General features: G+C 65.8%; 18 protein-coding genes and 2 pseudogenes. 1 reads left to right on the top strand and 19 read right to left on the bottom strand.

The window, feature by feature from the left end; genetic code table 11:
* Nucleotides 1-27: 27 nt before the first annotated feature.
* The 6 genes from nrdH to KIV56_RS09195 all read right to left on the bottom strand — a co-directional run bounded on the left by nrdH (nucleotide 28) and on the right by KIV56_RS09195 (nucleotide 6,327).
* On the bottom strand, nucleotides 28-261 hold the full coding sequence (gene nrdH / locus KIV56_RS09170; protein WP_134446781.1) for a glutaredoxin-like protein NrdH: 234 nt from the start codon (nucleotides 259-261) through the stop codon (nucleotides 28-30).
* A 361-nt stretch (nucleotides 262-622) separates the two neighbouring features.
* Nucleotides 623-1,657, bottom strand: coding sequence for a LacI family DNA-binding transcriptional regulator (locus KIV56_RS09175; protein WP_281535974.1), 1,035 nt, complete (start codon nucleotides 1,655-1,657; stop codon nucleotides 623-625).
* A gap of 96 nt (nucleotides 1,658-1,753) precedes the next feature.
* The gene (yjfF, locus tag KIV56_RS09180) at nucleotides 1,754-2,773 is read right to left on the bottom strand and encodes a galactofuranose ABC transporter, permease protein YjfF (RefSeq protein WP_281535975.1); all 1,020 of its coding nucleotides are present in this window, start codon (nucleotides 2,771-2,773) and stop codon (nucleotides 1,754-1,756) included.
* On the bottom strand, nucleotides 2,770-3,825 hold the full coding sequence (locus KIV56_RS09185) for an ABC transporter permease (RefSeq protein WP_281535976.1): 1,056 nt from the start codon (nucleotides 3,823-3,825) through the stop codon (nucleotides 2,770-2,772). The genes yjfF and KIV56_RS09185 overlap by 4 nt, the downstream gene beginning before the upstream one ends.
* The gene (locus tag KIV56_RS09190; RefSeq protein ID WP_281535977.1) at nucleotides 3,822-5,372 is read right to left on the bottom strand and encodes a sugar ABC transporter ATP-binding protein; all 1,551 of its coding nucleotides are present in this window, start codon (nucleotides 5,370-5,372) and stop codon (nucleotides 3,822-3,824) included. The genes KIV56_RS09185 and KIV56_RS09190 overlap by 4 nt, the downstream gene beginning before the upstream one ends.
* 151 nt (nucleotides 5,373-5,523) lie before the next feature.
* The gene (locus KIV56_RS09195) at nucleotides 5,524-6,327 is read right to left on the bottom strand and encodes an ABC transporter substrate-binding protein (RefSeq protein ID WP_348648554.1); all 804 of its coding nucleotides are present in this window, start codon (nucleotides 6,325-6,327) and stop codon (nucleotides 5,524-5,526) included.
* On the opposite strand from KIV56_RS09195, the gene KIV56_RS19705 reads away from it, so the two are divergent.
* Complete coding sequence (locus tag KIV56_RS19705; RefSeq protein ID WP_348648524.1) at nucleotides 6,236-6,628, top strand: hypothetical protein; 393 nt, start codon at nucleotides 6,236-6,238, stop codon at nucleotides 6,626-6,628. The genes KIV56_RS09195 and KIV56_RS19705 overlap by 92 nt on opposite strands.
* A gap of 150 nt (nucleotides 6,629-6,778) precedes the next feature.
* On the opposite strand, the gene KIV56_RS09200 is transcribed toward KIV56_RS19705, so the two are convergent.
* The 13 genes and pseudogenes from KIV56_RS09200 to KIV56_RS09260 form a co-directional block, all read right to left on the bottom strand.
* Complete coding sequence (locus tag KIV56_RS09200; RefSeq protein WP_281535978.1) at nucleotides 6,779-7,870, bottom strand: substrate-binding domain-containing protein; 1,092 nt, start codon at nucleotides 7,868-7,870, stop codon at nucleotides 6,779-6,781.
* 92 nt (nucleotides 7,871-7,962) lie between these two features.
* On the bottom strand, nucleotides 7,963-9,288 hold the full coding sequence (gene mmsB, locus KIV56_RS09205) for a multiple monosaccharide ABC transporter permease (protein ID WP_281535979.1): 1,326 nt from the start codon (nucleotides 9,286-9,288) through the stop codon (nucleotides 7,963-7,965).
* Nucleotides 9,288-10,874 carry a multiple monosaccharide ABC transporter ATP-binding protein gene (mmsA, locus tag KIV56_RS09210; RefSeq protein ID WP_281535980.1) on the bottom strand — a complete coding sequence of 529 codons (1,587 nt, stop codon included), beginning with the start codon at nucleotides 10,872-10,874 and terminating at the stop codon, nucleotides 9,288-9,290. The genes mmsB (KIV56_RS09205) and mmsA (KIV56_RS09210) overlap by 1 nt, the downstream gene beginning before the upstream one ends.
* 164 nt (nucleotides 10,875-11,038) lie before the next feature.
* Entirely contained in the window at nucleotides 11,039-12,220 is a 1,182-nt protein-coding gene (mmsB, locus tag KIV56_RS09215; RefSeq protein WP_281535981.1) for a multiple monosaccharide ABC transporter permease, read from the bottom strand.
* Nucleotides 12,217-13,758, bottom strand: a complete 1,542-nt coding sequence (gene mmsA, locus KIV56_RS09220) for a multiple monosaccharide ABC transporter ATP-binding protein (protein WP_281535982.1) — start codon at nucleotides 13,756-13,758, stop codon at nucleotides 12,217-12,219. Before mmsA (KIV56_RS09220) ends, mmsB (KIV56_RS09215) begins: the two co-directional genes overlap by 4 nt.
* A gap of 108 nt (nucleotides 13,759-13,866) precedes the next feature.
* Nucleotides 13,867-14,991: a multiple monosaccharide ABC transporter substrate-binding protein gene (chvE, locus tag KIV56_RS09225; protein WP_281535983.1), complete on the bottom strand. Its 1,125-nt coding sequence runs from the start codon at nucleotides 14,989-14,991 to the stop codon at nucleotides 13,867-13,869.
* A 203-nt stretch (nucleotides 14,992-15,194) separates the two neighbouring features.
* Nucleotides 15,195-15,905 carry an L-ribulose-5-phosphate 4-epimerase gene (locus KIV56_RS09230; protein WP_281535984.1) on the bottom strand — a complete coding sequence of 237 codons (711 nt, stop codon included), beginning with the start codon at nucleotides 15,903-15,905 and terminating at the stop codon, nucleotides 15,195-15,197.
* On the bottom strand, nucleotides 15,902-16,033 hold the full coding sequence (locus KIV56_RS09235) for a hypothetical protein (RefSeq protein WP_281535985.1): 132 nt from the start codon (nucleotides 16,031-16,033) through the stop codon (nucleotides 15,902-15,904). Before KIV56_RS09235 ends, KIV56_RS09230 begins: the two co-directional genes overlap by 4 nt.
* 179 nt (nucleotides 16,034-16,212) lie before the next feature.
* Nucleotides 16,213-17,234 (bottom strand): annotated as a pseudogene (locus tag KIV56_RS09240) (LacI family DNA-binding transcriptional regulator).
* Between the two features lie 98 nt (nucleotides 17,235-17,332).
* On the bottom strand, nucleotides 17,333-19,396 hold the full coding sequence (locus KIV56_RS09245) for an amino acid permease (RefSeq protein WP_281535986.1): 2,064 nt from the start codon (nucleotides 19,394-19,396) through the stop codon (nucleotides 17,333-17,335).
* A gap of 176 nt (nucleotides 19,397-19,572) precedes the next feature.
* Entirely contained in the window at nucleotides 19,573-20,745 is a 1,173-nt protein-coding gene (locus tag KIV56_RS09250) for a cystathionine gamma-synthase (RefSeq protein ID WP_281535987.1), read from the bottom strand.
* Between the two features lie 27 nt (nucleotides 20,746-20,772).
* Nucleotides 20,773-22,137, bottom strand: a complete 1,365-nt coding sequence (locus tag KIV56_RS09255; RefSeq protein WP_281535988.1) for a cystathionine beta-synthase — start codon at nucleotides 22,135-22,137, stop codon at nucleotides 20,773-20,775.
* A 168-nt stretch (nucleotides 22,138-22,305) separates the two neighbouring features.
* Nucleotides 22,306-24,277: pseudogene (locus KIV56_RS09260) on the bottom strand (ABC transporter ATP-binding protein).
* Between the last annotated feature and the right edge of the window lie 109 nt (nucleotides 24,278-24,386).

The raw sequence follows: 24,386 nt of genomic DNA on the forward strand, positions 1-24,386 counted from the left end.
TCGCTTCAGTCCCGTAGCGCTGACCGTTCAGGCGAGGCGTGCGGCGAGTTCATTGATCTTGTCCGGACGGAAGCCGGACCAGTGGTCCTCGTCGGTGATGACGACGGGCGCCTGCAGGTACCCAAGAGCCTTGACGGCCTCGAGGGCGTTCTCGTCGACGGAGAGGTCGAGCACTTCGTACTCGATGCCTTTGTTGTCGAGGGCCCGGTAGGTGGCTGTGCACTGCACACAGGAGGGCTTGGTGTAAACCGTGATTGCCATCTGGAAGGCCTTTCTCGTGTTCAAAAAATAGGTAGTTCAGAAAATAACGTGGTTCAGAAGTAAGTGCGCCAGTACGACTGTGCAAGTGCGATGCGGTCCGGCGAAACGCGGGATGTCACGTGTGTTGCGGCGTTGCTGTGCTGGAGACCAATACTACATGTAGTGCCAACGAATGGGAATGGCCACTACATGCGGTAATTACAATTATGTAGTTATCCACCGACATTCGAGTTGTTGTCAACAGGCCGGCGCATTCGGAAGCCCGGTTTTCTGCGGAAACCGCCCGGTTATCCACATTCTGCAGAAACAGCATCCGCACCTCTGTGGATAACTCAGCGCGGGCGTGTCGCCACCTGGTGCGCTAGGCGCGCGGGGCGGTCGACTCCCGGACGATGAGCTCGGGAATGGAACCCGGCAGGTCGGGCGCCTCCTCGTCTTCGAGCACGGCGAGGAGGGTGCGCAGGATATTTCGGCCGAGTTCGTCGAAGTCCTGGCGCATGGTCGTGAGGGTCGGGGAGAAGAACGCGGCCTCGGGGATATCGTCGAACCCGATGACGCTCACGCGGTCCGGCACGGGGAGTCCGTTTCGGACGAGGGCGTGGATCAGGCCGAGCGCCATCTGGTCGTTGCCGGCGAACACGGCCGTGAAGTCGCCGTACGAGCCGGAGCGGATCAGGTCGACACCGAGGCGGAACCCGCTCGCCGGCGACCAGTCGCCGATCAGTGGTTCCCTCGCGATGAGGCCGCGGTCGCCGAGTTCGTCACGCCACCCCCTGGCCCGTTCGATGGCGTCGACGGAGTCGGCCGGTCCAGCGAGGTGCACGATGTTGGTGTGGCCGAGCTCGGCGAGATGCGCAACGGCGATCCGCGCGCCGCGATAGTTGTCGACGCCGACCCGGTGGAAGCCGCCGCGGCCGCTCGATTCCACCGCGATGAGCGGCACCCCGAGTTCGATGCCCCTGACGGCCTCGAGGGCGCTGCGGTGCGCTGCGATCAGCACGATCGCCTCGACGTTCTGCCGCAGGAGGAGTTCGACGGCGGATCGCAGCGATTCCGGGTCCGACTCGAGCATGCTCGCCATGCTCACCGCGTACCGGGCGTCCCTCGCCGCCTCGTTGAAACGCAGGACGGTGCTCGATGGTCCGTAATCGGGGCCGCCGGTGGTGATCAGGCCGATCGTGCGGGAGCGACGGGTGACGAGGGCGCGCGCGGCCGGGGACGGCCGGTAGCGGAGTTGCTTGATCGCGTTCTCGACCCGTTCCCGCGTCGCGGGGCGCACGTTCGGGAGGTCGTTGAGCACCCGGGAGACCGTCTGGTGCGAAACCCCGGCCAGCCGCGCGACATCGAAGATATTGGCGACGCGCGCCTTCTCATCGTCCTTGCTCACCAGGCTCATTGGCTCCCACCGACGCGCGATCAACGCATCGTCTCTCTGTCCCCTTATTCTGGCTCACGCGCGGGTGCCGTGGCCGACACGCTCGCGCCGGACGCGTTATCGACGGCGTGCCGTCAGGACCTTCTGCAGGACGATGAAGACGAGGAGGAGCGCGCCGATGAAGATCCGGGTCCACCACGAGCTGAGGGTGCCTTCGAAGGTGATGATCGTCTGGATCGTCCCCAGCACGAGCACGCCGAGCACGGAGCCGAGCACGAAACCGTAGCCGCCCGTGAGCAGGGTTCCGCCGATCACGACCGCGGCGATCGCGTCGAGTTCGGTGCCGACCGCCGTGAGGCTGTAGCCCGAGAGCGTATAGAAGGTGAACAGCACCCCGGCAAGACCGGAGCAGAATCCGCTGATCACGTACACGAGGACCTTGGTCCGGGCCACCGGGAGTCCCATCAGCATGCCGGACTGTTCGCCGCCGCCGATCGCGTAGACGGTGCGCCCCAGGCGGGAGTAGTGCAGGACGAGGAACGCGGCCAGGACCACGAGAAGGGCGATCACGACGCTCGCCGTGATGCTCAGGCGCCCGCCGAGCGAGATCCTGGTCTGCGCGAGGCCGACGAAGACGGGGTCCGTGATCGAGATCGAGTCCTTGCTGATCACGTAGCAGAGCCCCCTGGCGAGGAACATCGCGGCGAGGGTCGCGATGAACGGTTGGATCTTGAAGACGTGGATCATCAGCCCGACCAGGAGTCCGAGCACCGATGTCAGCACGAGGATGAGCGGGATCACGACCGAGGCCGACCACCCGGACTGGAGCAGGCTCGCGGCGATCATCGTCGACAGGGCCAGGACGGCCCCGACCGACAGGTCGATGCCCCCGGTGAGGATCACGAACGTCATCCCGACAGCCAGCACGATCAGGTAGGCGTTGTCGACGAAAAGGTTGAGGATCACGGGCCCGGAAACGAAGCCACGATAGCGGCTCCCGCCGATCAGGAAGACGGCGACGAGCAGCACGAGGGTCACGAGGACGGGGCCGTACTTCGGGCTCGTGAAGGCCGACGAGACCCGGCCGAGCAGCCGGCGGCCCGCGTCGACGGGTGCGGAGGAGGTGTCAATGCTCATGAGACGGACGCCCTTTCGGCGGTTCGGGTACCGGGTCGCCCCCGGCCGAGTGACCGGCGCCGGCGGCCGAACGCGGCGTTCGTCGTCGGCGACTGCAGCAGGCAGACGGCCGTCACGACCGCGGCCTTGAAGACCATCGTCGCGATGGGAGGGATGCCGACCGTGTACACCGTTGTGACGAGGGTCTGGATGACGAGGGCGCCGACGAGGGTGCCGAGGAGTGAGTACCGGCCACCCGCGAGGGAGGTTCCTCCGATCACCACCGCGAGGATCGCATCCAGTTCGATGAAGAGGCCGGTGTTGTTGGCGTCGGCCGCCGTCTGGTTCGAGGTCAGGATGAGGCCGGCGATCGCGGCCGAGAAGGCCGAGAAGGTGTACACGGTGACAAGGAGCCCCCGCGACCGGACCCCGGCCTGCCTGCTCGCCTCCGGATTGATTCCGACCGATTCGATCAGGAGACCCAGGGCCGTGCGCCGGGTCAGCAGGGCGGCTGCGGCAAAGATGACGGCCGCGATGACGACGGAGACCGGGACGCCGAGCACGAAGCCGGACCCGATCACCTTGAACGGAGGACTGTTCACGGTGAGGATCTGGCCCTCGGTGATGAGCATCGCCGCCCCGCGCCCGGCCGTCATCAGGATCAGGGTCGCGATGATGGGCTGGATCCCGAGCACGGCCACCAGGAACCCGTTCCACAGGCCGAGCACGAGGGCGATCAGGAGTGCGGCGATCACGGCGACCGCGACGGTGCCGATGCTGCCCGGTTCCGGGGAACCGAGGATGATCGAGCACGCGACGGCACCGGCGATCGCGCACACGGCGCCGACGGAGAGGTCGATCCCCCGGGTCGCGATGACGAGCGTCATCCCGACCGCGATGATGAGGGTCGGCGCGCCGTTGCGGGCGATGTCGACAAGGCTTCCGAAGAGATGCCCGTTTTTGACCTCGAGGCTGAAGAAGCCGGGGAAGGCCACGAGGTTGATGATGAACAGGACGAGCAGCATCACCACCGGCCAGAACAACCGGCTCGAGAACATCCGGCTCAGGTTCATCGTGCCACCGCCGTCAGTTCGCCATCGGCGATGATCGCCAGGAGGCTGTCGACGGTCAGGTCGTCATTGACGATGTCGGCGACGAGCCTGCGGTCCCGCATGATCGCGATCCTGCTGCTGAGGCGCAGGACCTCCTCGAGTTCCGCAGAGATGAACAGCACGGACATCCCGTTTTCGGCGAGGTTGACCACGAGCTTCTGAATCTCGGCCTTCGCCCCGACGTCGATGCCACGGGTCGGCTCATCGAGGATCAGCAGCCGCGGGGCGACAGCGAGCCACCTGGCCAGCAACACCTTCTGCTGGTTGCCTCCGGAGAGGTTCCTGACGATGGCGTCGGGGTTGGCGGGACGGATGTTCAGTGCCTGGATGTAGCTGACCGCGAGCTCGTCCCGGCGCTTCCGTGAGATCGGGTGGAACCAGCCACGGTCGGCCTGCAGTGCGAGCACGATGTTGTCCCGCACGGTGAGGTCCTCAACGATTCCCTCTGCGCGCCGGTTCTCGGAGGAGTACGCAACCCCTCTCGCGAGAGCTGAGCGAGGGGTTCGGAATCGATGCGGGGTGCCGTCGATCCGGAGCGCCCCGGAGTCCGGCCGGTCGATGCCGGAGAGGATCCGGGCGAGCTCGGTGCGCCCTGAGCCGAGGAGACCGGCGAGCCCGACGACCTCGCCGGTGTAGATCCGGAGGTCGACCGGCGCGATGGACCCCTTCCGTCCGAGCGCCGTCGCGGACAGCAGGGGCACCTCGTCGTCTTCTCCGCCTCCCGGTTCGACGATCCGCCGCTCGAGGGCGTCGAGGATGGCGAGTTCCTTACCGATCATCTTCTGCACGAGATCCAGGCGGAGGATCTCGGCCGTGCGGTATTCGCCGACGAGTTTGCCGTTGCGCAGGACCGTCAGGCGGTCCGAGATCTCATAGACCTGGTCGAGGAAATGCGATACGAAGAGAATCGCGACGCCCTCGGCCTTGAGCTCGCGGATCACCCGGAAGAGTTCGGCGACCTCGTCGGCGTCGAGGCTCGACGTCGGCTCGTCGAGGATCAGGACCTTCGCGTTGACGTCGATGGCCCGGGCGATCGCGACGAGTTGCTGGACGGCGAGCGAGTGCGAACCGAGAAGCGAGCCGGGATCGATGTCGAGGTGCAGGCCGCGGAGGAGTTCCAGCGCCCGGCGCCGGGTGGCCCTCCAGTCGATGCCGCCGAACCGGCGGGGTTCGCGACCGAGCATGATGTTCTCGGCGACGCTCAGATTCCCGAGCAGGTTCACCTCCTGGTAGACGGTGCTGATCCCGGCGCCCTGGGCCTGGGCCGGGCCCGCGAACGACACCCGGTTGCCGGCCAGCAGGATCTCGCCGCTGTCGGTCGGCCCGCTGTCGATCGGATAGACGCCGGTCAGCGCCTTGATCAGGGTCGACTTGCCTGCACCGTTCTCCCCGAGCAGCGAGTGCACCTCGCCGGGAAACATCCGGAAGCTCACCCCGTCCAGGGCCTTGACGCCGGGAAAGGAGATCGAGATGTTCGTCATCTCGACGACGGGGGCCTGTCCGTTCATTCACGTACTCTCTTCATCGTCTTGTGCAAGCGGATGCCGGATCCCGGCGGCAGGGTCCGGCCGGCAACACGGCCGGCCGGCCACACGGCCGGCCGGCCACACGGCCGGCCGGTTCGCGCCGCCGGAGACCATCGAGCGGTGCCGGACCCGCTCAGTACTGACGGGTGGGAAGCGCGGCGGTCGCCTGCTCCCGGGTGAAGGTCGTCTCCTCCGTCAGGATGCGCTTCTCGACGCTCTCGCCGGCGACGACCTTCGTGACGATGTCGACCAGCTGCTTGCCGAGGAGAGGAGAGCACTCCACGATGAAGTTGATCTTGCCGTCGGAGAGGGCCTGCATGCCGTCCTTCACCGCGTCGATCGTGACGATCTTGATGTCCTTCCCAGGCACCTTTCCCGCGGCTTCGATGGCCTCGATCGCGCCGAGGCCCATGTCGTCGTTGTGGGCGAAAATCAGCGTGGCGTCCGGGTTGGACTTCAGGAGCGCCTCGGTGACCTGCTTTCCGCCGGCCCTGGTGAAGTCACCGGTCTGCGATGCGACGATCTGGAACTTCGGATCCGCCTTGATGACATCCGCGAAGCCCTCCGCACGGTCGATGGCGGGAGCAGCGCCCGTCGTGCCCTCGAGCTGGATGATCTTGACCGGATCGGTCTGGTCCTTGTACTCGTCGACGACCCATTGGCCGGCCTTCTGGCCTTCCTTGACGAAGTCCGAACCGAGGAAGCTCACGTAGAGGCTGTCGTCCTTCGAGTCGACGGCGCGGTCTGTGAGGACGACGGGAATCCCGGCGTCCTTCGCTTCTTTCAGGACCGCATCCCAGCCGGTCTCGACGACGGGCGAGAACGCGATGACGTCGACGCCCTGGGTGATGTACGAGCGGATGGCCTTGATCTGGTTCTCCTGCTTCTGTTGCGCGTCCGAGAACTTGAGCCTGCATTCCCGACGCGGCGAACGCAGCCTGGATGTCCTTCGTGTTCGCGGTCCGCCAGCCGCTTTCCGCGCCGACCTGGGCGAAGCCGACGACGATATCGCCCGGAGCTTTCGCGGCGCCCGTCGATGCGGTGTCCGAGGCAGTGGAACAGCCGGTGAGGGCCAGGAGAAAGGCGCCGACGGCGACCGCTCCGATCATCTTCCTGATCATGTGACTAAACCTCCTTGTTTAGCGTCCCGGCGGAACATTCTGCTGCGTGACTCGGTGCCGGGCGACCAGGTCGTTCTGGCCGATGCCGAAATGTTAGCGCTCACAAGTATGGGTTGACAAGCCCTCCAGATATCTTTTCGATCTCCTTCACAGAGGGGGTCACGGGCATCCGCGCGGTGATTGTGAGCGCTCATATGCCCTCTCCCCTTTCACGCAAACGGAGCCGGCCCCAGACCGGGGCCGGCTCCGCCAGCGGTGCTTGATGCGTTACTTGGTGAGCGGCGCGAGCTTGGGATCGTTCGCGTAGGCCTCTGCCGCGTTCGCCTTCGTCACGATGACCGGGGGCAGCAGGTAGGCGGGAACGATCTTGACCCCGTTGTCGTACGACTTGGTGTCGTTCACATCGACGGCCTCACCCTTCTGCAACGCCTGGGCCATCTTGATGGCCTGGGCGACGAGCACGCGGGTGTCCTTGTTGATCGTCGAGTACTGCTCGCCGGCCATGATCGACTTGACCGACTCGACCTCGGAGTCCTGGCCGGTCACGACGGGGATGGGCTTGCCTGCTGCCTTCACCGAGGTGATGATCGCCCGGGCCAGGGTGTCGTTCGGCGACAGGACACCGTCGAGGGCCTTGTCACCGTAGGTGCTGGTCAGGAGCGAGTCCATCCGGCTCTGCGCATTCTCGGCCTTCCAGCCGGCGGTCGCCGTCTGCTTGATGTCGGTCTGGCCGGAAGCGACGACGAGGGTTCCGTCGTCGATCTTCGGCTGCAGGATGCTCATCGCACCGTTGAAGAAGACCGCGGAGTTGGCGTCGTCAGAGGAACCGGAGAAGAGTTCGATGTTGTACGGCCCGGCCGCCTTCCGGCTCTTGAGTCCGTCCAGAAGCGCCTGGCCCTGGAGCTCACCGACCTTGAAGTTGTCGTACGCCACGTAGTAGTCGACGTCCGGCGTGTTGAGGATCAGCCGGTCGTAGGCGATCACCGTCGCACCCGCGTCCTTCGCCGCCTTCACCTGGGTTCCGAGCTGGCCGCCGTCGGCCGCGCCGATGATGATGACCTTGGCGCCGTTGGTGACCATCGCGGAGATCTGGTCCTGCTGGTCCTTGACCGTTGTCGAGGCGCCGGCGTACTGCACGTCGCCCTTGAACCCGGCCGTCTTGAGGCCGTCTTCGAAGAGGCCGCCGGCGAGGACCCAGTTCTCCGAGGTCTTCGACGGAAGAGCGACACCGATCACCGAGTCCGCGGGGAATCCGGCGGCCGCTGTGGAGCCGCCCGTCGTGTCTGTGCGGGTGGAACACCCGGACAGTGCCATCAGGGCTACCGCTGCGATTGCTGTAGTCGCAAGGAGTTTTCGCATGTTCGATCGCTTTCTACTCAATGTGGTGGAGCAGGGATTGTGATGTGCAGGCTGTGGAGCAAGGTCGTGAGGGGTGGAGCGGATGCCGCGGATCAGGACGGCATGCTCGCCGGCGGTCGGGCCGTGTCCGGCGTTCCGGAGTCCGGGACGACCATCGGCGGCTCGTCCGGAGCCGGGGTGGTCTTGCGGTTCCGGGTCATGAACCCGAGGATCGATGGCCGGCCCTGTTTCTTGTTCCAGACATCCACGCCGACGGCGATGAGAAGCACGAGACCCTTGATGATCTGCACCCGGTCGCTTCCGACGCCGAGGAGCTGGAGGCCGTTGTTGAGCACGGCCATCACGAGGCCGCCGATGATGGAGCCCGTAACGGTGCCGATGCCGCCGGATACCGCCGCACCGCCGATGAACACCGCGGCGATCGCGTCGAGTTCCCAACTGAGGCCGTCCTGAGGGCCGGACGCGACCGAACGGGCGACGAAGATCATTCCGGCGAGGGCGGCCAGGATCGACATGTTCATCATCACGAGGAAGTTGATCCGACGGGACTTCACGCCGGACAGTTCGGCGGCGAGCTTGTTACCGCCGACGGCGTAGACGTGGCGGCCGAAGATCGTATTCCGGGTGATGAACGAGTACACCAGCACGAGCACCCCGAGGATGATGCCGGAGACCGGGAAGCTCGTTCCGGTGCGGCCGCCCGCGAAGAGGAAGGTCGCGTAGATGACGACCGCGTCGAGCAGCACGACCTTGACGACGCTCACCCAGAGCGGGGACGGCGTCGAGCCCATGATCCGCTGCACGCGCCGCGCCCTGATCTCCCGCCAGATCACGGCGATCACGATGATGAGCCCGAGCAGAAGGGTGAGGTTGTTATACCCGGTGTACGGGCCGACTTCGGGCAGGTACCCCGAGCCGATCGTGGTGAAGCCGGGGGGAACCGGCACGGTGTTGGCATTGCCGATCAGCTGGTTGCCACCACGGAAGATGAGCATCCCGGCGAGGGTGACGATGAAGGCTGGCACCCCGACGAAGGCCACCCACCACCCCTGCCAGGCCCCGATCAGCATGCCCACGAAGAGGCCGAAGAGGATGGCGAGCGGCCAGGGCAGGTTCCAATCCTTCATGGACGTCGCCACGACGATGCCCACGAAAGCGGCCACCGATCCGACCGACAGGTCGATATGCCCGGCGATGATCACGATGACCATGCCGATGGCGAGGATCAGGATGTACGAGTACTGGCTGACGAGGTTGATCAGGTTGCCGGACGACAGGGTGAGGCCGTTGGTGAGGTACTGGAAGAGCAGGATGATTGCGATCAGGCTGAACAGGATGCCGAACTGGCGGAGGTTTCCCCCGCCGAAGAGCTTCCGGGCACTGCCAGACTCGCCGGTCTTGATCGTCTCGGTTGTCATCAGCTGCGAACCTTCTTTCTGGAGCTGGTCATGCTCTTCATCAGGGTCTCTGGGTCGGCCTCCGCCGCGGGGATGCAGTCCGTGATCGAACCCTCGAAGACCGTGTAGATGCGGTCGGCGAGCCCCAGGAGCTCAGGAAGTTCCGAGGAGATCAGGATCACTCCCTTCCCCTGCGCCGCGAGGTTCTGGATGATGCCGTAGATCTCGTACTTGGCGCCCACGTCGATGCCCCGGGTGGGCTCGTCGAGGATGAGCAGGTCGGGGTCGGTGAACATCCACTTGGCGAGGACGACCTTCTGCTGGTTGCCGCCGGAGAGCTTGCTCACCCCGGAATCGACAGTCGGCGTCTTGATCCGCAGGCTCGTGCGGTAGCCCTCAGCGATCGCAAACTCCTTGCCGTCGTTGACGACGGGCCCCGCCGAGATCTTGGAGAGCTTCGCGGACACGATGGAGCGCTTGACGTCGTCGAGCAGGTTGAGGCCGAGTGCCTTGCGGTCTTCGCTCACATAGGCGAGTCCGTGGTCGATGGCCTCTGCCACGTTCCGGAGTTCGATCTCCTTGCCGTCCTTGTACATCCGCCCGGAGAGGAACGTGCCGTAGGACCGGCCGAAGATGCTCATCGCGAGTTCGGTACGACCGGCTCCCATCAGTCCGGCGATGCCGACGATCTCCCCGCGCCGCACGGTGAGGCTCGAGTTTTTGACCACCATCCGCTCGGTGACCTGCGGGTGCTGCACGTTCCAGTCCCGCACCTCGAAGAACACCTCTCCGAGTTTCGGGGTGTGATCGGGGAAGCGGCTCTCGAGGCTGCGACCCACCATTCCGCGGATGATGCGGTCCTCGTTGACCCCGTCCCTCACCACATCGAGGGTTTCGATCGTCTTCCCGTCGCGGATGATCGTGATGGAGTCGGCGACCTGTTCGATCTCGTTGAGCTTGTGGGAGATCATGATCGACGTGATTCCCTTGCCTTTGAGGCCCCGGATCAGGTCGAGCAGGTGCTGCGAATCCGCCTCGTTGAGCGCCGCCGTGGGCTCGTCGAGGATGAGCAGCTTGACGGACTTGCTGAGCGCCTTGGCGATCTCGACGAGCTGCTGCTTGCCGACGCCGATGTTCTTGATCAGGGTGTCCGGGTCCTCGCGGAGTCCGACCCGCGCGAGCAACTCGAGGGCGGTCTTCTTGGCCGTGATCCAGTCGATGGCGCCCCACCGGGTCGGCTCGTTGCCGAGGAAGATGTTCTCGGTGATGGACAGCTCGGGGATGAGCGCGAGTTCCTGGTGGATGATCGCGATCCCGGCTTCTTCGCTCGAGCGGATATCCCGGAAGTGCACGGTCGTGCCTTGATAGACGATGTCGCCGTCGTAGGTCCCGTACGGATATACCCCGGAGAGCACTTTCATGAGGGTGGACTTGCCTGCGCCGTTCTCGCCGCAGATGGCGTGAATCTCCCCGGCCTTCACGGTGAGGGACACGTCGGACAGGGCCTTGACCCCGGGGAACTCCTTCGTGATCGATCGCATTTCCAGAATGACCGGCCCGTCCCGCGGGATGGGCTCGTCGTTCATGACGTGCTGGGTGGACATCATTGTGCTCCTTGCGCCAGATGCCACAGATAGTAACCGGCAGTGACCGCGAGCAACAGGCTCGGAGCGGCCGCTGCGGGTCACGCTTGGGTAACGGCTGGTCGGAGGCACAAAAAAGCGGGTCGGGCGTCCGAAGACGACCGACCCGCTCTGGGTGGACTACCGGGTCAGCGCCCGCCGGAGCGACGCTTGTTGTAGACGTCGAACGCTACGGCACCGAGCAGGACCAGGCCCTTGATGAGCTGCTGGTATTCCGTTCCGACACCGAGGATCGACATGCCGTTGTTCAGGAGCCCGATGATGAAACCACCGATGATGGCGCCAGTGACGGTACCGATACCACCGGTGACCGCCGCGCCACCGATGAAGACGGCCGCGATGGCGTCGAGTTCGAAGCCGTCACCGGCCTTCGGGTTGGCGAGGTTGAGCTGGGCGGTGAAGACGAGCCCGGCGAGTGCCGAGATGACGCCCATGTTCACGAAGAGCATGAACGTGACGCGCTTGGTCTTGATGCCGGACAGTGCGGCGGCGTTCAGGTTGCCACCGATGGCGTAGATGTGGCGGCCGAAGACGCTGTTCGACATCACGGATGCGTAGACGACGATCAGGATGCCGAGGACGATGAGCACGATGGGCGTGCCGCGGTAGCTCGCGAGCAGGTAGGTGATCCCGATGATCATCGCTGCCGTGAACACCAGCTTGGTGAGGAACCACGCGAACGGCTCGTCCTCGACGTCGTACTTCGCACGGGCCCGGCGCTGGCGGATGCCCTGGAGCACCAGGAAGAGCGTCGCGATGATGCCGATGCCGAGGGTCAACGGTTCGACAGCAGTGGTTCCGCCGCCGAGGTCGGGGAGGAAGCCGCTGCCGAGGGCGCGGAATTCGTCGGGGAACGGCGAGATCTGCTTGTTCTGCAGTGCGATCTGGGTGAGCCCACGGAAGGTGAGCATCCCGGCCAGGGTGACGATGAAGGCCGGTATCCCGAAGTAGGCGATCCAGAAGCCCTGCCACATTCCCACGAGGGCGCCGACGCCGAGGCAGAGGATGATCGCGAGCCACCACGGCACATTCCACTGCGTGATCATCACGCCGGACATGGCGCCGACGAAGGCGACGACGGAACCGACCGACAGGTCGATGTGGCCGGCGATGATGACCATGACCATGCCGACGGCGAGGATCAGGATGTAGCTGTTCTGCACGATCAGGTTGGTGACGTTGATCGGCTTCAGGGTGATGCCGTTCGTGGCTACCTGGAAGAAGATCACGATCGCGATCAGGGCGATGAACAGGCCGATTTGCCGCAGCTGGCCGGCGAGGTAATTGAGTGAAGATCTGAACACGCTCATCGCTTGTCCTTGTCCCTTTCCTGGGTCATGTTTTGCATAAGGAATTCAGCCGTCGTCTGCCCGCGGGCGACGTCCGCCGTGATCCGGCCTTCGAAGATGGTGTAGATCCGGTCGCAGATGCCGATCAGTTCCGGCAGCTCGGACGAGATCACGATGACGCCCTTGCCTGCGTCGGCGAGGCGGTTGATGATCCCGTAGATCTCATACTTGGCGCCGACGTCGATGCCGCGGGTGGGTTCGTCGAGGATGAGGACATCCGGGTCGGAGAACATCCACTTGGACAGCACGACCTTCTGCTGGTTACCACCGGAGAGCTTCCCGGCGAGTGCCTCGACCGTCGGAGCCTTGATGTTCATGCTCTTCCGGTAACCCTCCGCGACGACGATCTCCTGGTTGGAGTCGACCCAGCCGCGCTTGGCGATCTTGTGCATGCCCACCGTGGAGATGTTGCGCTTGATGTCTTCGATCAGGTTGAGCCCGTAGCGCTTGCGGTCTTCGGTGGCGTATGCCAGGCCGTGCTCGATGGCGTTCGCCACCGTGCTCGTGTTGATCTTGACGCCGTTCTTGTAGACGGTGCCCGAGATGTTGTGCCCGTAGCTGTGGCCGAACACGCTCATTGCGAGCTCGGTCCTGCCTGCGCCCATCAGCCCGGCGATGCCGACGATCTCGCCGGCCCTGACGGTGATGTTCGCGTCCTTGACGACCCGGCGCTGGTGGTCGAGCGGGTGGTAGACGTTCCAGTCTTCGACCCGGAGGAGTTCCTCGCCGATGTTCGGCGTGTGGTCAGGGTAGCGGCTACCGAGGTCCCGGCCGACCATGCCCTTGATGATGCGCTCCTCGGAGATGTCATCGGTGTGCATGTCGAGCGTCTCGATGAGCTTGCCGTCACGGATGATCGTGACCTCGTCGGCGATGGCCTTGATCTCGTTCAGTTTGTGGCTGATCATGATCGAGGTGACGCCCTGGCCCTTGAGGTGCTTCATCAGGTCGAGCAGGTGCGCGGAGTCCTCATCGTTGAGTGCTGCGGTCGGCTCGTCCAGGATCAGGAGTTTGACCTCCTTGGACAGGGCCTTCGCGATTTCCACGAGCTGCTGCTTGCCGACGCCGATGTCGCGGATCTTGGTGATCGGGTTGTCCTTGAGACCGACGCGGGCGAGCAGCTTGGCCGCCTCCATGTTGGTCTTGTTCCAGTCGATCCAGCCGTTGTTCTGCTGCTCGTTGCCGAGGAAGATGTTCTCAGCGATGGAGAGGAACGGGCTCAGCGCCAGTTCCTGGTGGATGATGACGACGCCAGAGGCCTCGGAGTCATTGATGGATTTAAAGGCGACCGTTTCGTTTTCGAAGACGATCTCGCCGTCGTACGTGCCATGCGGGTAGACGCCGGAGAGCACCTTCATCAAGGTGGACTTTCCTGCACCGTTCTCGCCGCAAATCGCGTGAATGTGGCCTCGCTTCACCGCGAGGGAAACGTCCTGGAGGGCTTTCACTCCGGGAAAGGTTTTCGTGATGCTGCGCATCTCGAGAATATTCGTTGTCACCGTTACTTCTTCTTCCGGTGGAGAGAGGGTGGGTGGTGGTTGTGATGCGTTCGGTGCTGGCAGTGGCGGCGGGGTGACCCCGCCGCCACTGCCAGTGGAGAGAAGGACCTACTTGAGGTCGGCCTCGGTGTAGTAACCGGTGTCGACGAGCAGTGCCTTGTAGTTGTCCTTGGTGACGACCTGAGGAGCGAACAGGAAGGTCGGGACGACCTTGACCTTGTTGTTGTAGCTCTTCGTGTCGTTGACCTCGGGGGTCTTGCCGTTGAGCAGGTCGTCAGCCATCTTCACGGCCTCGTCGCCGAGCTGGCGCGTGTCCTTGTAGATGGAGGAGTACTGCTGGCCGGCGATGATCGACTTGACCGAAGCGGCCTCGGAGTCCTGACCGGTGATGATCGGGAGCTTGTCGGTGGCGTATCCCGAGCTCGTCAGAGCCGAGATGATGCCGATGGAGAGACCGTCATACGGGGAGAGAACGCCGTCGACCTTGGAGCCGTCGGAGTAGGTGCTCGCGATGAGGTTCTGCATCCGCTTCTGGGCGGTCGCCGGGTCCCAACGCAGGGTGGCCACCTGGGTGAAGCTGGTCTGGCCGCTCTTGACGACGATGACGCCCTTGTCGATGTACGGCTGCAGGACGGAGATGGCGCCGTTGAAGAAGAACGTGGCGTTGTTGTCGTCGGGGCTGCCGCCGAAGAGCTCGACGTTGAACGGGCCGGTCTTGCCGGTGTCCTTGCCGTCCTTGTCCAGCACGCCGAGTCCGGTGAGCAGGCTCGTGGCCTGCAGCACGCCGACCTCGTTGTTGTCGAAGGTGGTGTAGTAGTCGACGTTCTTGTTGCCGTTGATCAGGCGGTCGTACGCGATGACCTTGACGCCGGCCGCTGCGGCCTGGTCAAGCTGGTCGCTGAGCGCGGTGCCGTCGATCGACGCGATGATGAGGATCTTCGCGCCCTTCGTCAGCATGTTGCTGATCTGCTGGACCTGGGTGGGGATCTTGTCTTCGCCGTATTCGAGGTCGACCTTGTAGCCGAGCTTCTCGAGGGAGGCCTTGACAGCGTCACCGTCCTTGATCCAGCGCTCGCTGGACTTGGTGGGCATTGCAACGCCGACGAGTGCGCCGGCGTTGGAGCCCGCTGCAGCGGTGGACGTGGCGGTGTCGCCGCGTCCGCCGGAGCAGGCAGCGAGGGAGAGTGCGAGTCCAATGGCAGCGATGCCTGCGAGGACCTTACTTGTCTTCACTGAATTACCTTTCGTGGATCTGTTATCAACTCTGATGGCAGTTGTATTGGTGCTGCTATGTGATTACAGGCCTGGTGCCCATGGGTAGTCGGCCTGGTTCCAACGCACCTAGCGGGTGAAATCCCGAAGGGTGGTGGTCTTATCGATCACGAGACGCTCGGTGCGAGCGATCTCGGCGAAATCGTGGTGTTTGAGAGCGGGCATTACTTCAGTGCTCCCTGGGGTGCTTGTCCGTAGACATTCTGATAGCGGTTGAAGAGGGAGTCGATCGCGGCCTGCGGGATCGGGATGAGTTCGCCGCCCTGCCTGGCGATGTGCACGGTACGCGCGACGTCCTCGACCATGACGGCGGCCTTGACGGCGTCGCGGGCGTCCTTACCGATCGTGAAGGGGCCATGGTTCTGCATCAGCACAGCGCGGGACCGGTGTCCCGTGAGCGCTTCGACGATGCCGCGGCCGATCGTGTCGTCCCCGATGATCGCGAAGGTGCCGATCGGGATCGGGCCGCCGAATTCGTCGGCCATGGCCGTGATCACGCAGGGGATTTCCTCGCCGCGGGCGGCCCAGGCGGTCGCGTATGTGGAGTGCGTGTGCACGACACCGCCGATCTCGGGCATGTTGCGGTACACGTAGGCGTGGGCGGCCGTGTCGCTCGACGGGGAACGGTCGGAACCGGGGGTGCCGGGAATGACGGCACCGTCGAGGTCGCACAGGATCATGTTCTCCGGGGCGAGGTCGGCGTAGTCGACGCCGCTCGGCTTGATCACGAAGAGGTCTGCGCCCGGAACGCGGCCGGAGACGTTTCCGCCGGTCCAGACCACGAGGCCGTTGCGGGTGAGTTCGGCGTGGAGGTCGGCGACATCGGCGCGGATGCGGGCGATCGCGACCTCGATCTGGGGTCCGTAGGTGCTCATGCGAACGCCACCGCACCCGTGGAGAATCCCGCGTCACGCGTGAGGGCGTTCGGTCGGCGATCGCCTCCGATGACAGACGTCTCGGCGGATGCGTCGGCTGCGGGCGCGGCCTGTGCGTTCTCGATCACGAAATTCGACTCCTTTGTCATGCGGTGCAGAGGCCATGGGCATCTGCGTACTTACGATGTCACGAAATGTGAACGGTCACAATCGCTTTGCTCACATTACGCCCGCAGTGGGCATTCTTGTCAAGTCACGGCGAAAAGTTGGTGGTTGCGTTTTGATAACCACGCCGTAACGGCCGGATTCAGAACGCGGGAGGGCCTGTCGATCCTCGAACGATGAGTTCGGGAATGATCGAAGCGCGGAACTTCTCCGGGTCTTCGCCGGCGATCGTGCCGAGCAGGAGGGCGATGCACCGGCGGCCCAGTTCCGCGAAATCCTGGCGGACGGTCGTGAGCGGCGGCCAGAAGTGTGCCGCCTCCGGAATGTCGTCGAAACCGACGATGCTCACGTCCCGCGGAATGTCGAGTCCCGCGTCCCTGACGGCGTGCATGATCCCGAGCGCCATCTGGTCGTTCGAGGAGAAGATGGCGGTGAAGTCCCGTTGCCTGAGCAGCTCCCGCCCGGCGTGATAGCCGAAGTCTGCCGTCCAGTCCCCGAGGATCGGGGCGGTCGTCGGAACGTCCATCGCCCCCATCTCTTCCAGGAATCCGCGCATCCGCGCCTCAGCCTCGATCCAGTCCTGCGGCCCCGCAAGGTGGAAGATCCGCCGGTGACCGAGGTCGATCAGGTGCCGTGTGGCCAGTCGTGCGCCGTGGATCTGGTCGACGGAGAGCGCGTGCTCGCCCAGCCGGCCCGTCGACTGGAGGGTGACGTACGGCACCTCGATCGAGAGTTGCTCGAGGACGTCGAAGACGCGGACCTGGGGGCGATGACCACGATCCCCTCCACCGACTGGTACATCAGGTGGTCGAGTGCCGCTTCGATCGAAACCGTGTCGACGGCGGTCAGGTTGGCGGTGTTCACGTAGTAGCCGGCTTCCCGCGCCGCATCCTGAATCGCGTTGATGCTGCTCGACGGGCCGTACTGGGCTCCGGATGCCGACAGCACACCGATCGTGCGCGACCGCCCCCTCGACAGCGCCCGTGCCGCCCGGTTGGGCCGGTACTGGAGCTCCTCGATCACCTGCAGCACGCGGGCCTTGGTCGAGTCACGAATGCTCGGGTGATTGTTGAGAACCCGGGACACGGTCTGATGCGAGACACCGGCGAGGCGTGCGACATCCCGGATGCTGGGGGCCCGGCCAGTGGGCGGTTCGGCAGTCATCGGGGCCTCGTCTATGAGCACGGTCACAAAACATCTTGCACCCCCAGTATGCACTGCCGGGGGGTCGCGATGTGACGGTCACATGGCCAGAATCGCGCCTATTCGACGGGGTGGCGTGCCCGCGCGAATGCTCGCACCGGGAAGGTGCCAAAGCCCTCGATCTTCGGCGGTACCGCCGAGAAAGTCGCTCCGGAGACCGGGACGTCACCCAGACCGGTGAGGTGCTCGACGATGTGGATGCCGGCGGAGAGCAGGGCGGAATGGGCGGGCCGCTCCCGGCTCCCCTCAGTGTCGTCGATGTTGAGCGAGTCGATCCCCACGAGCGCGACGCCCGCAGCGACGAGGAATCCAACGGCCTCTTCGGCCAGGAACGGAGCCCCCTCCCTGTACTCCGGGGTGCCGAAGTGGCGGTCCCAGCCGGTATGGATGAGCACGGCCGAACCCGTGAGATCGGAGGCACGCTCGCTAAATGCCGCCGCCGGAATGCCGCGAGTCGACGCATCCGTCAGATGGAATACCTCGGCGGGGAGGTCGACGAGGGTGTTGAGGTCGAGGCCGGCGAGATCCGTCCCGCCCTCGTAGCGGTGGAATGGACTGTCGAGGTAGGTGCCCGTGTTGCCGATCAGGGTGATCGTGTCCATGGTGAACTCGGTGCCGGGTGCGTAGGACGAGCGAGACGCGGCGCGGGTGAGGAAGGGTTCGATGACGGGAGCAGGCAGCCCCGGGTACGTCACGAGGCCTGCCCGAATGGTGTGGCTGAGATCGATCAGGCGGGCACGGGTGACGGTCATCTGTTCTCCTGGGCGGTTCGGGTCGGGCGAGGCCGTGTCAAGCGGGCGCGTTCGGGCGCAGGTTGGCGTGCGGGCGAGCGAAGGGTGTTCCTCCGACGCTTTTTGACCCGGCCGATGACGACGGCGACGAGGGCGAGCACGGCCGGAACGAGGAGGTTCGGGCCCGCAAGCACGAGCAGCGCGCCCGTGAGGGCCACGCTCACCGCTGCGAGCCACCAGCCAAGGCTGTAGCGGTCCAGGAGGCGCACGGCGGCGATCATGCCGAGGGTGTAGATCGCAACCATGGAGCCTCGTGTGGATCAGGATGAAGACCGAGAGGGACAGATGCTGCGTCACCATGATCGTGAAGTACCCGCCGGTGAGCACGGCGACAACGGTGAGGCTCCGACGCGGAACGCCACCCGCTTCGACACCGCGGGCCAGCCAGAGCGGAAGGTCGCCGTCGCGGCCGAGCGAGGCTCCGAGTTTGGCGAAGGCGCCCAGGTACACGTTGAGCACACCGAGTGCGACGATCGCGGCGATCACCGCGACCGAGACCGGGCCGACGCCGCCGGGCGCCTGGGCGACGAGGGCGAGCAGGGGTACGGCGCCCGTTCCCGCGGCACCGCCGAGGACGGCGACCGTCACGTACTGCAGCGCGAGGTAGGCAGCGCCGACGACCACGAGCGCGATCGCCGTCGCCGCCGGAATGACCCGCCGAGGATTGCGGAACTCCCCCGCGATATGGGTTCCGACCTCCCAGCCGGCGAAGGCCCAGACGAACAGGCTGACGGCGGCGCCGACGCCGGTCCAGCCGTGGGTCAGGAACGGCTGGAAGTTTCCAGGGTCTGCGGCGGGGAAGGCGACGGCAACGACGCCGATGACGATGATGAGCAGCGCTCCGGTGAGGATGAGCTGCGCGGCCCCGGAGACCCGCACGCCGAAGTAGTTGGACACGAACGGCGGAACCAGGATCAGGAGTGCGACCACCGGCACGGCGCCGGGGTCCACCCCGAGGATCGCGACGACGTATTCCGCACCGAGCATGGCGACGACCGGTGCGCCGAAGCCGACGCCGAAGAAGAACCAGTAGCCGGTCATCCGCGCCCAGGTCTGGCCGAGGGCCGTGCGCACGTAGCTCGCCACGCCGCCGGGATCCGGGTATCGCGCGGCGAGGGCGGCGAATGTGCCGGCGAGCGGGATGGACAGCACGAAGACGATCAGGACCGCGAGGAGGGAGGCTGGCCCGGCCGCCGCCGCCGCAAGTCCCGGCAGGACGAGGATCCCGGTGCCGAGAACGGCGGCGATGTAGAGCGCGGTGCCCTGGACGAGGCCCAGGCTGCCGATGCGGATGGGAGCGGGGCTCGCGGGGGCATCCGCCGGCGTCGTCATGCTCCTATGCTGCCGGACGACCACACCCCCGCGAAATGGCAGACGAGACACTCTCCATCGATTTCCTGCCAACATGCGCCCCGCCGCCGCCTAACCGATTCGACGGAGATTTTCGATTCTGAACCGGTTAAGCGGGCCTCTCAGGTACCAAAAACCCATAAACTCCGTCGAATTCGTCAGGGGCGGGCGAGGCGCGCGACCTCGGCGAGGGCGGTGTCGAGGTCGTTGATCAGGTCGGCCACGTCCTCGATTCCGACGGAGAGGCGGATGATGTTGTCCGCGACTTCGAGTTCGGTGCCGCGCACCGAGGCGTGCGTCATCTCGGCCGGATAGTTCACGAGCGACTCGACCCCGCCGAGGGACTCGGCGAGCTGGAACAACTTCGTGGACTCGGCGAAGGCTCGTGCTGCCGCGGCCCCGCCGGTGAAGGCGATCGAGAGCATGCCGCCGAAGCCGCTCATCTGGCGCTTGGCGAGTTCGTGGCCGGGGTGGTTCGGCAGGCCGGGGTAGTAGACGGCGTCGAGGGCCGGGTGGCCGTCGAGGTGCTCGGCGATCGCCTGCGCGTTGGAGCAGTGCCGATCCATGCGCACGGACAGGGTCTTGATGCCGCGCACGGTGAGCCAGGCGTCGAGAGGAGCGGAGACCGGTCCGGTCGCGAACTGCAGGAACTGCGCCTTCTCGTACAGCGCGTCATCGTTGATCACGAGGGCGCCGCCGAGCACGTCGGAGTGGCCTCCGAGGTACTTGGTGGTCGAGTGCACGACGACATCGGCGCCGAAAGCCAGCGGATGCTGCAGCGCCGGGCTTGCAAAGGTGTTGTCGACGATCACGGTGACGCCGAAGCGGTGCCCGATTGCGGCCAGCGCGCCGATGTCACTGATCTTCATGAGGGGGTTGCTCGGCGTCTCGACCCAGAGGATCTTCGTCTCGCCGGGGATGATCGCGGCCTCGACGGCGGCCAGGTCAGACATCTCCACCGTCGTGTTGCGCACGCCCGCCGCGCCGTGGACCCGGTTGATCAGACGGTGCGTCCCACCGTACACGTCGTTACCGAGCACGATGTGGTCGCCCGCGGTGACGAGGGCACGCAGGATGGTGTCCTCCGCGGCGAGGCCGCTCGCGAAGGACAGGCCGTGCTTGCCGCCCTCGAGGGCGGCGAGCAGGGTTTCGAGCACGGTGCGGGTCGGGTTGCCGCCCCGGCTGTACTCGTAGCCGCCGCGGAGTTCGCCGATGCTCTTCTGCACGTAGGTCGAGGTGAGGTACACCGGCGGGATGACCGCGCCGGTGGTCGGGTCGAAGGCCTGTCCGGCGTGGATGGCGAGGGTGTCGAAATTCGGGGTGCTGGGCATCCGTGGGTCCTTAGGTAGTGGGGGCGCTCAGGCGCTGAGGTAGGTGAGGAGGTCGTGGCGGGTGATGACGCCGAGGGGCTTGCCTTCGGCCGTGACGAGGAGGGCGTCGTCGTGGGCGAAGGCGGCGCGGGCGGCGGCGACGGGTTCGTTGACGCCGATCATCGGCAGGGAGTCGCCGACGTAGGCGCTGATCTTGTCGGTGAGGTTCGCCTCGCCGGAGAAGACGAGCTCCATCAGGTGGCGTTCGTCGATCGCGCCGAGCACTTCGCCCATCACGACCGGCGGCTTGGCGGTCAACACGAGCAGCTGTGAGACGCTCGAGCTCGTCATGGCCTCGATCGCGTCGCGCACGGTGTCGATCGGGTGCACGTAGACGAAGGCAGGCAGGGTGCCGGTCTTGCTCTCGAGGAGGTCGGCCACGGTGTGCCCGGCCGGGGCGTTGCTGAAGCCGTAGCTGCGCATCCACTTGTCGTTGAAGATCTTGCCGAGGTAGCCGCGGCCGCCGTCGGGCAGCAGGACGACGACGACGGCGTCGGCCGGGAGGGTCGCGGCCGCGCGGAGGGCCGCAACGACGGCCATGCCGCTCGAACCGCCGACGAGGATGCCCTCTTCGAGCGCGAGGCGCCTGGTCATGGCGAAGGAGTCCGCGTCGGAGACGGCGATGACCTCGTGCACGACGGCGGGATCGTATGCGGCAGGCCAGAAGTCCTCGCCGACGCCTTCGACGAGGTAGGGCCTGCCGGTGCCGCCGGAGTAGACCGAGCCTTCCGGGTCCGCGCCGATGATCCGGACGCCGTCCCCGGAGACCTCGCGCAGGTAGCGCCCGGTGCCGGTGATGGTGCCGCCGGTGCCGACGCCCGCGACGAAGTGGGTGACGGTGCCGTCTGTGTCGCGCCAGATCTCGGGGCCGGTCGACTCGTAGTGGCTGAGCGGCCCGTTCGGGTTGGCGTACTGGTTGGGCTTGAAGGCGCCGGGAATCTCCCGGGCGAGCCGGTCGGAGACGCTGTAGTACGACTCGGGGTCGTCGGGGGCCACGGATGTCGGGGTCACGACGACCTCGGCGCCGTAGGCGGTGAGCACGTTGCGCTTGTCCTCGCCGACCTTGTCCGGCAGCACGAACACGCACCGGTAGCCGCGCTGCTGCGCGACGAGGGCGAGTCCGACGCCGGTGTTTCCCGAGGTGGGTTCGACGATGGTGCCACCGGGCAACAGCAGGCCGTCGCGCTCGGCGGCATCGATGATGCGGGTGGCGATCCGGTCCTTCGCGGAGCCGCCCGGGTTGAAGTACTCGAGTTTGACCAGCACGGTCGCGCTGATCCCCTCGGTGACCTTGTTCAGTTTGACCAGCGGCGTATTGCCGATGAGGTCGAGGATGGTGTCTGCAATCTTCATGGAAGATCCTTCGTCGAGGTGTCGTGAATGTCGCCGAGCGGCCTGGGGCTCACGCGCGGGACGGGCGAGGAGTGTTCGGGGAGTGTTCGTTGGGGCGTCAGGGGTCGGTCAGCGAACCGGACACGACAGACAACACGGACACTTCAGACGGACGAGCATCCTTCAACTCTAGTCCCGCTCTTCGGACAGCAGGCTGGGCGCACTCAGGCGGGCGCCCGGCGCGGTCGCCGGGCTCTCGATGGGACTCGGGCCCGCGACCTGCTCGGAGTAGAGGCGCGCGTAGACGCCGTCCGCAGCCAGCAGGCCGCCGTGGGTCCCGCTCTCGACGATCCGGCCGCCGTCGACGACGAAGATCACGTCGGCCGCGACGATCGTCGAGAGCCGGTGGGCGATCGCGATCGTGGTGCGGCCGCGGGACGCGGTGTCGAGTGCCGCCTGCACGACCCGCTCGGAAATGGCGTCGAGGGCGCTCGTCGCCTCGTCGAGGATGAGCACCTCCGGGTTCTTCAGGAGCACGCGCGCGATCGCGATGCGCTGTTTCTCGCCGCCGGAGAGCCGATAGCCGCGCTCACCGACGACGGTGTCATAGCCGGCGGGGAAGGACGCGATCGTGTCGTGGATGCTCGCGGACCGGGCCGCGGCCTCGAGTTCGTCCGCCGTGGCATCCGGTTTCGCGTAGCGGAGGTTCTCGGCGATGGTCGCGTGGAAGAGGTAGGTCTCCTGGCTCACGATGCCGATGTGGGAGACGAGGGACTGCTGGGCAAGGTCGCGCACATCGATCCCTCCGAACAGGACCCGCCCCGCCGTCGCCTCGTAGAAGCGGGGAATCAAGTAGGAGACGGTCGTCTTCCCGGCCCCGGACGGTCCGACGAACGCGGCGAACTGGCCGGGCTCGATCGTGAACGAGACCTGGTCGAGGGTGGGCCGGGACTCGCCGGCGGCATCCGGATAGGCGAAGGTCACGTCGTCGAACTCGACCCGCCCGGTCGCGGGGCCGCTCTCGGGCACGGCGAGCGCGGTCGGGGAATCCTGGATCGCGGGGACGAGGTCGAGGTACTGGAAGATCCGCGCGAAGAGGGCGCTCGAGGTCTGCAGGTCGAGGGCGACGCGCATCAGCCCGAGCAGCGGGAACAGCAGCCGGGACTGGACCGTCGTGAACGCGACGATCGTGCCGGCGGTGATGTCTGCTGAACCGTTGCTCATCAGCAGGCCGGCGACGAGGTAGACGATCGCGGGGATGCTGGAGAGGAAGATGCTGACCATGGCGAAGAACCATTGGCCGCTCATCTGCTGGCTGACCTGCAGGCGCACCTGGTTGTCGTTCTCGTTCGAGTAGCGGCCGATCTCGGCCTGCTGCCTGGTGAAGCTCTTGGAGAGCAGGATCCCGGAGACGCTCAGGGTCTCCTGGGTGATCGCGGTCATGTCCGAGAGCGATTCCTGCGTTTTGGCGGCGATCCGGGCGCGCACCTGGCCGACGCGGCGCTGGGCGATCACGAGGATCGGCATCAGGATGAGGGCGACGATCGTGAGCTGCCAGTCGAGCAGCAGCATCGCGACGAACGCGGCGAGCACCGTGACGGCGTTGCCGAGCAGGCTCGAGATGGTGTTGGTGAGCACGCTCGCGACGCCGCCGACGTCGTTCTGCAGCCTCGACTGGATGATCCCGGTCTTGGTGCGGGTGAAGAAGCTCAGGCTCCATGGCCTGCAGGTGGGTGAACAGCCGCACCCGCAGGGAGCCCATCACGGTGTTGCCGACGCTCGCGGTGAGCCAGGTCTGCCACACCCCGAGCAGCTGGGAACCGAGGTAGATCGCGATCATGAGCCCGACGAGGGTCGCGAGGTGCGGCAGGTTCGGCAATCCCCCTGGCGGGAACAGGCCCTCGTCGAAGGCACGCTGCACGAGCAGGGGCGGCACGACCGACAGCGCGGCGCTGATGATCACGAGAACGACGGTGATGGTGAGGGCGGTGCGGTGCGGCGCGAACAGCGCGGCGATGCGGCCGAGCAGGTTCGGGATCCGCGGTGCTTCCGCGTTCTCGGCGCGCTGGGCGACCGGGTCACCGCCGCTGATCCGCCCGCGCGGGCGTCCGTACTGTCCAGGCCGGCCGGAGGGGGCTGACCCGCCGCCGTGGCCGTGCATTGCACTCATGCAGCCAGCCTAAGCGCCGCCGCGGCGACATCCGCTCGCCTGCACGGCACGCAACTGTGCCCGTGGCGGACAACTGTTCCCGGTGCGAGGGAAACAGTTG

It is taken from the genome of Cryobacterium breve (assembly GCF_027594785.1).
In the GTDB taxonomy this organism is placed as follows: domain Bacteria; phylum Actinomycetota; class Actinomycetes; order Actinomycetales; family Microbacteriaceae; genus Cryobacterium; species Cryobacterium breve_A.